Consider the following 12,961-nt stretch of genomic DNA (forward strand, 5'->3'; position numbering starts at 1 on the left):
ACGAAAAACCTTCCTATTGCAGCGGCCGGTCGGAGAAAATCAGGCTCAGGTCCTGGGAGGAAATGATGCTGTAGGGATTGCCGCCCGGGTCGACGTCCTCGACCAGAAACGCGCGTCCCACCAGGCGATAGGTGTTCGAGATCTCGGGGGATGCCGCCTTCCCGCGACGGGCGGGCGGGCAATAGGCGTCCAGGTCGTAGGCAACGACCACGCCCGTGCCATCGAGCACGCCGCCACCGGCAAAATCACTCACCAGTGTCGTGTAGCCCGTGCCCGTGTTGGGTGTATCCAGCGGCGTGCCGTTGATGATCGAGACATAGTCGGAGCCGCCCGCCGCAATGCAGCCGGGCCAGGCCGGGAAAACAATCCCTGCCTCGGTGCGCGGAATGCCCTGCAGGCGCTCGGTCCAGTCATTGATCAGTGCAACCATGATCGAATACGCGTTGGCCACCCGGTTGGATTTGATCGACTGCACCAGCGCCAGGGACACGGTCAGGGTGCCGATGGCGATGACGGCCATGGCGACCATCACCTCCATCAGGGTGAAGCCCGCCCGCGCATGCGTGCCGCGCTGCTTGAGCGAGTTGCGAATCCGATTGTTCGTGCCCTGTCGCATGAGCGTCTCCAGATGGCTGTGACCGGCGTCTCTAGCGCCGGTCGATTCGGTCCCATTCGTTGCCGTCAATGTCCCACTTGTAGAGCGAAGGCCGGCCAAGCAGGCTGACGGTAATGGCCCGCGCAAAACGCGGGTCGCCGCCCGTGCCTTCCTCGCGGAAATACACGTAGATGGCATCCTGATCGGTCGAAAGCGGAACGGTAACAAAACCCTGCGCGTTGAAGGTCACGCTATTGCCGGGTAATGCGATTCCGTCGCCATCGCCCTGCCCGTGTTCACCGGCGGCGGAAATCGGACCGGATCCAATGCCCGTGGAATTGCCGAAGTAGATGTTCTTGGGCAACTCGACGCTGGTGCAGACACTTCCGTGTTCGTAGGAATAGTATTTTTCTGAAATACCGCCGGCGGTGCAGTCGCTCGAGCCCAGGTAGACGCTCACCAGCGTCCCGTGGGAACGTGCCTCCGCCGCCGCCAGCACCAGGGTGTTGCGAATGCCGCGGGCGCCGTCACGGACCGCCCACTCCCGGCGCACAAGCAGCCCGAAGCGCGAGGCCGCCACGGTGCTCATCACACCGATCAGGGCCACCACCACCATCACTTCGATCATGGTGAATCCGCCCCTGGCGCGCCGCCTGTGGCTGCGAGAGTCTATTTTCGCCTGAATCTGCATACGCCTACCCTTTTGTTGCCCCAGTTCTTACGCAAGGATCATTCCGTCAGCCCCACAAATTACAACTAACTGATATTACAGGGTTTTCTTAAAAACCCGCCCCTAAACGCGTCGCGTCAATGAACAAATCTACACATTTCAGGTTGCCGCTACACGTCCGGGATACGCAAACTTTTCGCACATCAGCTCAAACCATACTCTTTGATCTTGTAAAGCAAGGCCCTGTGGGAGATTTCGAGCAGTTTTGCGGCCCTTGTGCGGTTGCCACCGGTCTGCTCCAGCGCCCGGGCGATGAGTTCGCGCTCGATCCGGGCCGTCCACTTCTTGATCGAGAGCCCCTCGCGCTCGCTGTTCGGGAAATCACCAGCAATTCCAGTGCCTTGTGTCGGCGAGAACGGCAGATCCGAAACGCCGATGCTCTCGGAGTCGTTGAGCACGATGGCGCGCTCGATCACGTTCTCCAGCTCGCGCACATTGCCGGGCCACTCGTAGTGGCGAAGGGCGTTGCGGGCCTCGCTGGTCAGGGTCATGGCCTCCCGCCCCAGGCGCTCGGCGAAGCGGCCCACAAAGAAGTCGGCCAGCATCAGGATGTCTTCGGGGCGCTCGCGAAGCGGCGGGATCTTCAACGGCAGGACGTTGAGCCGGTAGAACAGGTCGCGGCGGAAACGTCCGTCCTCGACGTCCTTTTCCAGGTCCCGCAGCGTCGCCGCCACGATGCGCACGTCCACCTTGCGCGGGCGATTCTCGCCGACGCGCCGGATCTCTTCTTCCTGCAGGACGCGCAGCAGCTTGACCTGCAACGCCAGCGGCAGCTCGCCGATTTCGTCCAGGAAGAGCGTGCCGCCCTGGGCTTCCTCGAACAGGCCGGCCTTGTCGTGGGAGGCATCGGTGAAGGCGCCCTTGGCGTAGCCGAAGAGCTCGCTCTCAAGCAGGTTCTCGGGAATGGCGCCGCAATTGACGGCGACGAAGGGCTTGCCCGCGCGCTCGCCGCTCGTGTGAATCGCCTTGGCAATGAGTTCCTTGCCCGTACCGCTCTCACCGGAGATCAGGACGGTCGTCTTGTAGTTGGCGATCTTGCGAACGGTATCGAGTATCGCGCACATCGGCGCGCTCTCGGCCAGCACGTCGTCGATGCTGAAGTCATTGCCCTCGCGGTTGGAGGGCGACTCCACGCGGGTGGCCGCGCCCTTCTTCCGGCGCTCGCGCAGTTTCTCCAAAACCAGAAGGATTTCACTGCTTTTGAAGGGTTTGGAGATGTAGTCGTCGGCCCCAAGGCGCAGCGCCTCGACCGCTTGATCGTAAGTGCCGTAGGCGCTCATCATCACCACGCCGGGCTTCAAGCCGCGGGCGCGAAATTCCTTGAGAAAGCTCAGCCCGTCCATGCGGGGCATCCGGATGTCGCAGAGGATGATGTCGAGCGGCGTGGTCTCGAGCGTGTCGAGCGCGCTCTTGCCGTCGGGGACCGTGACAACTTCGTAGCCCTCGCGATGCAGCATCACCGAGAGCATGTGGCGCATGTTCTCCTCGTCGTCGACGACAAGGATCCGCTCATTGTTGCGGTCGGTCTCTGTGTGTTGCGCCCTGGCCATTACGTGCTGCTTTCGGCTCCCTCGTTGGCGGGTAGCCAGATTTCAAAAGTTGCCCCGCCCGCTCCGGGTCCGCCGGCGCTTGCCAGCCGAAGGATTCCGCCGTGGCGGATGAGCATCTGCGAGCTGACCGAGAGCCCCAGGCCGGTGCCGCGTCCGGGTTCCTTGGTCGTAAAGAACGGCTCGAACAGATGCGCGGCCGCCTCGGCCGCGATGCCCGGGCCGCTGTCGCTCACGGCGATCCGCACCGCCTCTTCACCCCGCCGGAGGGAGCTTCCCTCGCCGGGGATCAGCAGGACTTCCTCGGGCACGCGCTCGCGCGCGACCTCGACGCGAATCTGCCCCTCGCCGCCCATGGCATCGGCGGCGTTGAGGAAGAGATTGACCAGTACCTGCTCAATCAACCCCGGGTCGGCCAGCACCCGCACGGGCCGGGAAGAGTCGTGCTCAATGGAAATATTATGAAAGATTTTCCTACCCTTGACCAGCGAGACAATTCCTTCAATCAGCGCCTGAAGTTCGAGGTCTACCGGCTTGAAATCACGGGGTTTTGAAAGATCGAGAAGCCCCCGCACAATGTCCCCGGCGCGCTCAATTTCCCGGGCTGCGCGGGCCGCAAGATCCTTGCGGGTCTCGGGGTCGAGCGTGGGATCTTCAAGCAGTTCCAGGTAACCCGAAACAGCGCTCAGGGGGTTGCCGACCTCGTGGGCGACGCCCGAGGCAAGCTTGCCTACGGTGGCCAGTTTCTCCGACTGGATCAGCTCATTTTGAGCCAGTTCCAGTTGGGCCAGCCGGGCCTCCAATTGCTGCTCTCGCTCGAAGAGCTGGGTGGTCATCTCCTCAAAATGCCCTTCGAGTTCGAGCATCTCGCTGGTCTTCGGCTCGGTCAGCTCGTAGTGGCGCTCGCCCTCGGTCACGCTGCGCGAGGCGGCGACCAGTTCCTTAAGTGGTTCAATAACAAGCTTGCGAACTCGGTCGGCGCCCAGCCACAGCAGGGTCACCAGCAGGATCGCCACGTAGGCGGCCAGCAGCCACTGCCCGGCGATGGAATCCCAGAGCGGGGTGGTCGGCACGCCGACCAGCACCGCCCCCTGCGGCGGGGTGTTGGGATTAAGCCCCATCGGCACGGCCGCCCAGACCCAGGGAGGCTCGTCGAAGCCAAAGACCGGCCGGGGCTCCAGGCTGCCCGGGCGCAGGGTCTGACGCGCCAGGTGGGCTTCCTTGAGAAGCTGGCGCATCCGATCGTTCACTTCTTCTTCGCTCTTGAAACCCGCCAGAAGCTGCAGGCCGCGACCCGGGTGGTAGACCACCACCCGCAGGCCCTTGCCCCCGTAGCCGGGCGTCTGGGTGGTGAGCCCGGCGGCAAGGCGCGCGTATTCGCGCTCGGTCTTGCCACCGCTGGCAACGGCGGCGCCCACGGCGTGAGCCACCTGCTCGGCGCGAAGCTGGTGTTCACCAAAGCGCTGGCGACCGATCAGGAAGCTGAGCACCAGGGTGATGAGCACGAACTCGATCGCACCCAGCACGGCCATCTCCAGAAAGATCTCCAGCAGCAGCGGCCGGGTCTTTTGGGAGTTCTCCTGGGGATTCTCGCTCACAGCAGGCTCCCCACCAGGCGCAGGTAGACCTGCACGATTTCATCGGGAAAAAGCAGGGCCAGAAAGCCGCCGAGCGCCAGAAACGGCCCGAAGGGAATGGGCGTGCGAGAGCCCGAACGGCTGAGCAGCAGGTAACCGCCGCCGAGCACGCTGCCCACCACCGAGGCCACCATCACCGCCAGCAGCGTGCCCTTGAGCCCCACGAAGGCGCCGATCATGGCCAGCAGCTTGAAGTCGCCGGTGCCCATGCCTTCATGGCCGCGCAGTTTCAAATAGGCCGCGGCGACGGCCCACAGGGTTCCGCCGCCGGCCACTGCGGCGAGCGCCGCCTCCTGGGGGGAGAGCCCGCCGGGCAGGAAGGAGATTCCCAGGGCAATGACGAGTCCGCCGATGGAGAGTTCATCGGGAATAATCTGCTCGCGCGCGTCGATCACGGAAATAGGGATGAGCACCCAGGTGAGCAACCAGGCCGGAAAAAGCTCCCAGGTGGGGCCCAGATAGCGCCAGAGCAACCAGGTGAGCGCCGCCACGTAGAGCTCGATGAAGAAGTGGCCGGGCGAGAAATGCCCGCCGCAACGGCGGCACTTGCCGCCGGCGATCCAGTAACTAAGTAAGGGCAGGTTGTCGTACCAGGCAATGGGATGACCGCAACGAAAACAGTATGATGGCGGCTGGACGACCGAGAGGTCCTCGGGCAGGCGCGCAATGAGCACGCCGATGAAGCTTCCGATGGAAGCACCGAGCAGAACGACAAGGATGTCCCAGAACAGGGGTGCGCTTTGGAGCGTCAGTTCCATTGGGGTGCCAGGGGTTGAAGACCTCGGCAGCAATCTACCCCGCGGGTGCTGATCGCACAAGCCGCGAGCGCTCACCTGGAGAGATTGTAACCAAGAGCAAGAGATGAGCGAGCGGTACCAGCAACTTCGAAGAGAGCGGGAGCGACGCAGGCCGCGCTGGCCCTTTGTGGTCTCGGCGCTGCTCAACCTGCTGCTCATCGCCCTGTTCGCGCGCTACGCGGCGCCCTGGCTGGCCTCGCTCCGCGAGCCCACCCCGCGCCCCGATGACCTCCAGTGGGTGGACCTCGCCCCCCTGCCCCCGCAGAGCGAAGCGTTTCAGCAGCAGTCGCCCGCGCGCGGGCAGATCATCGAGAATTCCCGGGCCAACGACATCGAGCCCGACGAGTCGCGCTACGTGGCCGACCGGGCCGCCAGTTATGACAAGCAGATGGTCGGCCCGCGCGGCGCGCCGCTTCCCGGTGAGAAGGCCCGGCAGCAGAGCGCCGAGCCCGGCAGTGATTCAGAAGACGCGCCGGGCACCCACTCGCCCGAACCCGGCAGCGAAGAAGAAGCCTCTGAGGGACAGATCGCCGATGTGCGCGCACTCTTTCCCACCGGGGAGCAAATCGCGAAGGTCCTGGCCGAGCAGCGGCGCAAGGCGGCCGAGGCGGCCGCCAATGGCGGCGGCGGGGGCGAAAACGCCCTGCCCCTTCCGGTGGGCGAGAGTCTCGACGCCCTCGACCCGAACCTGCCCCAGGGCCAGTTCACCCTGCTCAATGCCAAGAGCTTCAAATACGCGGGCTTCATCCGCCGCGTGGGGCAGCGGGTCTTCGACCAGATGCTCGGCCAGCTCTACTCGCGCGGGTTTGCCGCCTCTATCCCGGTGGGGGCGCAGGGCTATGCCATCGTAGAGACCACCATGAACCTGCAGGGCGAGCAGCTCTCGACGCGCATCTACCGCCTGGAGGGAGAGCCCGCCTACGCCGAGGCCGCGCGCGCGGCCATGGTGCGCGGCGCCTGGGATCTCAACCCGCCCAGCGGCGTCGAAGCCGACGACGGGCTGATCCACTGGGTGCTGATTACGCGGCTGCACCTGGTGCAGAACGACCGCTACTACGGCCCGCAGTACCGCGGCAACGCGCAGTTCGGAATTCTGTAGGATCCCCGCACCACCATCTCCCGTCATCCCGAGCGAAGCCGAGGGATCTCACAGTCGCGAATAGCGATGTTCCTGCTCAAGAGTCAGCGCTGGTTTGAAATTGCGAGATCCCTCCGCTGCGCTTCGCTACGGTCGGGATGACGGGTGCGAGTGTACGAGATAAGTGTAGGGATGCGGCACGCCTCGCCCTTCTTGCATCACCAGACGGCCAGGTGGTCCTCGACCACGCCGAAGACGTTGCCGAGTTCGATGGGGGCTTCGCCCGGCACTTTGATGGTTCCGGCGAAGGTCCCGTAGGGCTGGATGAAATCGCTGCGAATCACCCCGAGGTTCAGGCGCTGCTTGCGCGCGCCCAGCGGCGTGAAGTCGAGGCTCAGCCAGTCGCCGCCCACCGAGCGCAGGCGCCAGGGCTCGCGCGAGGGATTCTTCGGCATTTCAAAGCGCACGCCTTCAAGCGCATAGAGCTTCCCGTCGACAAAGAGCACGTTTTCCTGGGAGACGCCCGCGGCGTTGTCGTAGACATCGGCCGAGAGGTTGAGCCCGACGCGCCGGCCATCGACCGCATGGCCGGAAAAGGCCGCCCAGTTCCACTTGGTCGTGCGGCGCGCGGCCGAGCGGGTCCAGTCGCTGGCGCCAAGTGCGTTGCCGAGATCCACGTCGCGCCCGCCGAGCCGGAGCGCGCCGCCCGCGGGGAGGCCCGCGGCCTTGTGCGTGTAGGCGGCGCGGTCCTTTTCAAGCTCAAAGAGCAGGCCCAGGCTCTCGCCCTCGGGCTTTACGAAAAACTCGCCTTCGAGCCGCTCATCGCCCAGCGGCAGGTCGAGCTCGGCGCGCCACTGCCCGGGCTCCGAAGAGACACGCACCCGCGCCCCCTTGGCATCCCAGAGGGTGACGCCCTCGGTGGAACTCTTTGCAAAGCTCAAACCCCTGCCCCCCGGAGAGAGGGCCTCGAACTCGCGCTTGTTTGCCGGATCTTCTCGATCGATCACGTAGGCAAAGATATTGGCGACGTAGCCGAGTTGCACGAGGGCAAAGGCGACGAACCAGCGGTCGGTCGTCGCCGAGAGGTAGTGCCATTCCTTGAGCCGCATGCGGCCCATGACGCCGGGGACGCTGACATTGGGATCGGCAATGGGGCCCGGGTAGCGGCCGTACTGGTAGGCCCCGGCCTGCCGCGCAGCAGGCGGGGCGCTGACTTCAATCTTCACTGCCTAGTTTCCGCCCGCGGGCGCCTTGCTCGTCTTCTTGTGCGATCCCCACTTGCGAAGCGATTCGTCGAGCACGTCGGCGAAGGCTTCGAGCAGGTCGGGCTCACGCGCGGGATTGTAGTAACCTAGCTCGTAGGCCTTCTCGTGCGAGTTGGCGAGCGCGCGGGTCACGTGCTCGCGCAGCAGCACGTGGAAGCCGCGCATGACATCGTTCATGTAGAGTTCGCGCGCGCCTTTGTCCTTGGACTCCATAAAGATGCGCGCGGCCGGCACCATGCGTTCCATGTAGCTGTTCTTGCCATCGAGCTCCATGGCCTTGAAGGGATAGCCCATCAGCTTTCTGAGCACCGGACGGTTCTTGTCCGAGAGCACTTCCTTGAACTGGGTGCGCCGCTCGATGATGACCGGCGCCGAGGTTTTCAGAATTCCATAGAGCAGCGGATCGAGCGCAGCCCAGTCATTCCGGTTGGGACGAAGCACATTGGCGAGCGATTCCTCGAGTACGAAGTCGTAGCGCTGGTCGAGCTTGGCCCACTGCTGAAGCGTAAAGAGAAGCTCGGTGGCCAGACCCTTGTCGAGCACGTCGGCAATCATGGCATTGAAGGCGACCGCCAGTTCCGGCGGAGCATCCAGATACGTGCGCGCGTGCTTGAGCAGGTAGCGGAAGTCGCCGTTCTTGGGATTGTCGTCGAGCATCTTGGCAAAGGCCCGCGTGGCCTTCGCGTTCTTGTCACAGCCGTACATTTCGCCGGCCAGGTTGTCGAGTTCATGCAGGTCGAGTCCCGGCGGCGGGTTGTTGAGCACGTCGGCAACGAAGTTGAGCTGGGTCTGGATGAGCTGGCGCATTTCGTCCTGCGAGATGATGCGGTCGAGCAGCAGGAGGAACGGACGCACCAGCCGGTGGCGGCGGTTGGGCGGCTCGCGCAGGGTGAACGCGACGAAGTCCAGGAACACGCTGAGCGCCTTGCGCTTGGGATTGGAACTCAGCCGCGCGTCGCGCACGGCGCGGAGCACGGCGATGGAGTTCTCAATCACACCCTGCTCGAACACGGCGTTCATGGTCGGGTCAAAGAGGCCCGAAGCGCCCGAGAGATAGAGCGAGTGGATCATCTCGACGAGGTAGGGCGCGTCGCCGCGCTTGGCCAGCGCCTGAATCATGGTGAACGCTTCTTCGAGGGGCGTTTCCTTGAGCAGCGCGCGGATCGGCGCGGGATCGGCCACGAGTTCCGAGAGAATATCGGGCTCGCAGAAGAGGTCGCCGATGGCCGCAGTTTTCGCCAGGAAGTCGAACAGGCCCGCCATCTTGGCAGCGGTGCTGGCCTCCAACTCGGCCGAGGCTTCGAAGGCATCGATGGCGATGTTCTTCGAGGGGAACTTGATGGGCATGCCCGGCATGTTGATGGGCACGACGATGTCGGTGAATGCAATGGGCATACCGCACGAGAGCGGCGAGTAGGCGATGTCCATCAGCTTGAGCAGGCGCTGATTGTCCGAGGGGAACTTGCGGCCGCGGGCGAGCACCTTCGTGCCGTCGGCCAGGGTATGGTACTTGAACACTTCACCAAAGCGCAGGCGCTGTTCCTGGGTGAGCTTGTCCAGGAAGATGTCGAGGACGATTTCGAGGGAGTTCTCCCCGTTCTTGTCACGCTGGAGAAGACGCTCCACCCCGTCGAGCATGGTCTCGGCATAGTTCTGCTGGGGATGGATCTCGTCCTTTTCAAAGAACCCGTCGAGGGCGATGAGCAGGCTGTAGGTCACCGGCCTGCCCTCGTTGTCCTTGGCAGCGAGCACCTTCCCAAGGTCGGTCATCGCCTTGTCGAAGACTTCCTTTTCCGAGAGCACCTGGAAGGCCTCGTGCATCTGGGGAATCTCTTCGTAGTTCATCAGGATCGAGGCCGAGTCGAGCACGTCGTTCTCAAGGGCGCTCTTGGCAATCTTCAGAATTCCCTGGGTGATCTTGAAGCGGCGATCGTCCTTGAGATACTCGTGAATGAAGACGGCCCAGCTCTTGAGCAGGCGGTCATAGGGGCGGTCCTTTTGTTCATCGAGGATGCAGGTGAGCGGCTCATAGGCCGTCTGCACCAGGTTGGATCCGCCGCGGAACTCGATGGCTTCATAGAAACCGCGCGGCCCCAGTTTGTGGGCGCCGGTGCCCACGATCTTTGCCTGGTAGTTGATGAGTCCCTCGAAATCCTTTTTGGGCTGGTCGAAGAAGGTTTCGAGCAGTTCGAGCGGGATGTCGAAAAAATCTTCCTTGGTCTTGGGATCGAGATCGAGCTCGAGTTTGGGCAGGTTCACCAGCGCGGCGAACATCTGACGCTGCTTGGGATAGCGCGCGAACACGTCGAGGATCCAGACGATGTCGGTGAGCAGGGAGTGCCCGTTCTTGTCGGGCTCGGAAATCACCTCGGCCATGGCGTCGGTCATCTGCCAGGCGCCCAGGCGATTGGCCTCTGAAATCACTTCGGCGAAGTCGCGGAACACGCCCTGCCGGGCCAGGTCGCGCGAAGCCTCGTAGAAGGTGCGCAGCTCGTCCATCTCGTAGGGCTCGGGATAGATCGACTCGAACGCCTTGAACGCGCGCACGATATCGGGATCGGTCGCGCGCGGGGGCTTGGCGCTCATGTCTTCTGAAATGGCGTCGTAGGTGGCGGTGAGTTCCTTCCACGCCCCGGCGCGCTTGAGATCCGCGATGAGCGGATCTACCAGGCCGCGGCTTCGCCGGTTGTCGGCGCGCCACTGTTTCTCCAGCTCGGCCATGTAGCTCTTGAGGTAGTTGCGCTCGAGGTCGAAGTGGATCTCCTCAACCGCCTTGCGGCCGGCCCGGTCGGCGGCCGCCACGCGTAGGGTCATCTTGCCCGAACCGTGCTTGCGGTAATCCAGGGTTCCCCCGCTCTTGAAACGCTTGCCGTTGATGGTGATCTCCACCGAGTTGCGCACCAGGCTGGGGTCTTCCACGTCCACTTTGATCGTGGTGCGCTCGACGCTGATTCCCTCACTGATGCCCTCGATGCGGATCGTCGGTTCGCGCAGATCGGTGACAACCTTGAGCTTCTGGTCGGCGGTGTTACCGGCATCGTCGTGGATGCGGGCGATAAGCTCATGGGTGCCGTCGGGCACGTCCATGACCTTGACGGGGAACGCAGTCTCACGGGTTGCCAGATCGCCCTTCGCAATGCTCTCACCATCGAGCAGCACCTCGAGTTTCGCGGGCGTCTTGCTCGCCAGCACCTGCAGATTGAGCGGCAGCTCGCTCACAACCACGCCGGACTTGGGCGAGGTCACCGTGATGCCCGGCCTGGTGTTGTCGATCTTCACCACGCGCTGCACGCGCGTTTCGTTGCCGACCTTGTCGACGGCATAGAAATCGAAGCGCCCTTCGAGCCCCTCGATGGGCATGTCCATGGCGAACTTGCCTTCGGCATCGACGGTGACGGGTTTGCCGTTGATCTCGAACTTGGCCGCCGGATCGTCGATGGTTCCCTCCAGCGTGATGAGCGGCTGGTTGGTCACCGTGTCCACAGGCGGATAGGTGATGTCGAGCTTTGGCGCGGTGACGTCGCGAAGCACCGTGGCCGTGGTGCGCCAGATGCGGTCTTCTTCATCGCGGCCGGTGAGTACCAGGATGTTCTCGCCGTCTTTGAGAATCACGCCTTTGGCGGAAAAGCGCGGGCTCTCCTCGCCTTCGCGCACGGCGGCGATGCCGTTGATCTGCAGGTTTTCGATATCGAGCGCCGCTTCGCCCTCGACCGTGGCCCAGCGCTCACGCATATAGTCGCCATCGCTCGGGCTCTTGAGCGTGATCTTGGACGCCTGCTCGGTGCGCGTGATCTCGAAGCGCTCTTCGTTGCTCTTGGTGCCTTCGGTCGCCGTGATGACGATCTCGTTGACGCCCAGTTTGAGCGGCACCTTCTTCATGTAGAAGTTGCCCGAACGCTCTTCGGGTCCCTCGACCTCGAAGATCTCGCCGTTTACGAAGGCGCGCAGCGTCGCATTGCGCGAGCGGATGCGCCCCTGCACTTCCATGCTCTCGTCGGTGGTCAGGATCTCGGGGTCGCTGAATTCCCAGGTGCGGCGCTGCAGGTCGGGCTGAATGAGCTCGATGGCGAGCTCTTTCGAATAGCGAATGTCGCGGATGCCCAGGTAAGCGGGTCCCTTGCGGCTGCCGCCGCAGTTCATCGCGCTGGGAATGAGCACCAGCGCCACCACGGCAATGCGCAACCAACCCCAGACGTATTTGCCAAGGTGTCGTCTCATATTGTTCCTCTGACTCGGCTCGTCTTGCATGCATCGCGGCACGCGCCAGCCCAAGCCCCCACGGCCCGCTGCGCGCGCGTTTCTTCCGCGTCACTGATGAGAGGGACAAACGCCCCCGTATTCAGCTTCTCCGGGGGCAAAGTATGCCGGATTGCGCCATTGCGGGTCAAAGCGACAGCCGGTGTCTGGTGTAACTGCCGCTCACTCCAACCCCCTGAAATTCCGGGGAATTTGCGCCCTGCCCCAATGAAAAAGCCCGCCGGGGTGCGGCGGGCCTCTTCGTAAAGTCAGCGAAATGTTTGTAAATCAGTGGGCGTTCATCCGAGCCAGGGTGATCAGACGCGCGCGGGCGTCTCCGACCTCGCGCAGGGCCTTCTCGTAGGCGTCCTTGTCGGAGCCCGCCTCGGCCAGGCGCGCATTGGCATCGCCAAGGGCTTCCTCGGCCTCGGACTGCGAGAGATCCGAGGCTTTCTCCACGCGGTCGGCCAGCACGACGACCTTGTCGGCGCGTACTTCGCAAAATCCGCCGTAGACCACGTAGTAGTCCTTCGAGGATCCATCGCTGACGATCATCGGACCGGCATCGAGCGAGCTGAGGAAGCTGATGTGACCCGGCAGGATGCCGAACTCACCCAGGGTGCCCGGCGCAATGAGTTCTTCTGCCTGACCGGCGAAGACCTTGCCACCTGGCGTGACGACCTCAAGATTGAACGTGTTGCTCATCTGCGTTCCCTACGCTTCGACCAGGATCAGTTGCCTTCGGCAAGCTGCTTGGCCTTCTCCACTGCTTCTTCAATCGCTCCCACCAGGTAGAAAGCCTGCTCGGGAAGATCGTCGTGCTTGCCCTCGAGGATTTCCTTGAAGGAGCGGATCGTGTCTTCGAGCTTGACGTACTTGCCCTTCATGCCGGTGAACTGCTCGGCCACATGGAAGGGCTGCGAGAGGAAGCGCTGGATCTTGCGGGCGCGGGCCACCGCCATCTTGTCCTCTTCGGAGAGCTCGTCCATGCCGAGAATGGCGATGATGTCCTGCAGATCCTTGTAGCGCTGAAGAACTTCCTGCACGCCGCGGGCGACGTTGTAGTGTTCATCGCC

Annotated in this window: 10 protein-coding genes; 1 reads left to right on the forward strand and 9 read right to left on the reverse strand. The window is 63.5% G+C overall.

The features are described 5' to 3' along the window. Window positions 1-13 precede the first annotated feature (13 nt). From KDH09_11945 to KDH09_11965, 5 genes are all read right to left on the reverse strand, one after another. Window positions 14-616, reverse strand: coding sequence for a prepilin-type N-terminal cleavage/methylation domain-containing protein (locus KDH09_11945; GenBank protein MCB0220400.1), 603 nt, complete (start codon window positions 614-616; stop codon window positions 14-16). 31 nt (window positions 617-647) lie between these two features. Further along, window positions 648-1,223 (reverse strand): hypothetical protein, encoded by a 576-nt coding sequence (locus KDH09_11950; protein ID MCB0220401.1) that lies wholly within the window; start codon window positions 1,221-1,223, stop codon window positions 648-650. A 245-nt stretch (window positions 1,224-1,468) separates the two neighbouring features. After that, on the reverse strand, window positions 1,469-2,875 hold the full coding sequence (locus tag KDH09_11955) for a sigma-54-dependent Fis family transcriptional regulator (protein MCB0220402.1): 1,407 nt from the start codon (window positions 2,873-2,875) through the stop codon (window positions 1,469-1,471). Beyond that, window positions 2,875-4,470, reverse strand: coding sequence for a HAMP domain-containing protein (locus KDH09_11960; protein MCB0220403.1), 1,596 nt, complete (start codon window positions 4,468-4,470; stop codon window positions 2,875-2,877). Before KDH09_11960 ends, KDH09_11955 begins: the two co-directional genes overlap by 1 nt. Then, the gene (locus KDH09_11965; protein MCB0220404.1) at window positions 4,467-5,267 is read right to left on the reverse strand and encodes a prepilin peptidase; all 801 of its coding nucleotides are present in this window, start codon (window positions 5,265-5,267) and stop codon (window positions 4,467-4,469) included. The genes KDH09_11960 and KDH09_11965 overlap by 4 nt, the downstream gene beginning before the upstream one ends. Before the next feature lie 103 nt (window positions 5,268-5,370). Here KDH09_11965 and KDH09_11970 point away from each other — a divergent pair, with 103 nt between their 5' ends. After that, window positions 5,371-6,405: a hypothetical protein gene (locus KDH09_11970; protein ID MCB0220405.1), complete on the forward strand. Its 1,035-nt coding sequence runs from the start codon at window positions 5,371-5,373 to the stop codon at window positions 6,403-6,405. 197 nt (window positions 6,406-6,602) lie between these two features. On the opposite strand, the gene KDH09_11975 is transcribed toward KDH09_11970, so the two are convergent. From KDH09_11975 to KDH09_11990, 4 genes are all read right to left on the reverse strand, one after another. After that, the gene (locus KDH09_11975; protein ID MCB0220406.1) at window positions 6,603-7,610 is read right to left on the reverse strand and encodes a DUF2804 domain-containing protein; all 1,008 of its coding nucleotides are present in this window, start codon (window positions 7,608-7,610) and stop codon (window positions 6,603-6,605) included. A 3-nt stretch (window positions 7,611-7,613) separates the two neighbouring features. Continuing rightward, window positions 7,614-11,867: a hypothetical protein gene (locus KDH09_11980; GenBank protein MCB0220407.1), complete on the reverse strand. Its 4,254-nt coding sequence runs from the start codon at window positions 11,865-11,867 to the stop codon at window positions 7,614-7,616. 306 nt (window positions 11,868-12,173) lie between these two features. After that, entirely contained in the window at window positions 12,174-12,590 is a 417-nt protein-coding gene (gene atpC / locus KDH09_11985; protein ID MCB0220408.1) for an ATP synthase F1 subunit epsilon, read from the reverse strand. Between the two features lie 26 nt (window positions 12,591-12,616). Beyond that, the coding region (locus KDH09_11990) for a F0F1 ATP synthase subunit beta (GenBank protein MCB0220409.1) at window positions 12,617-12,961 on the reverse strand (345 nt) is incomplete at its 5' end.

This window comes from Chrysiogenia bacterium, from assembly GCA_020434085.1.
Lineage (GTDB): Bacteria > JAGRBM01 > JAGRBM01 > JAGRBM01 > JAGRBM01 > JAGRBM01.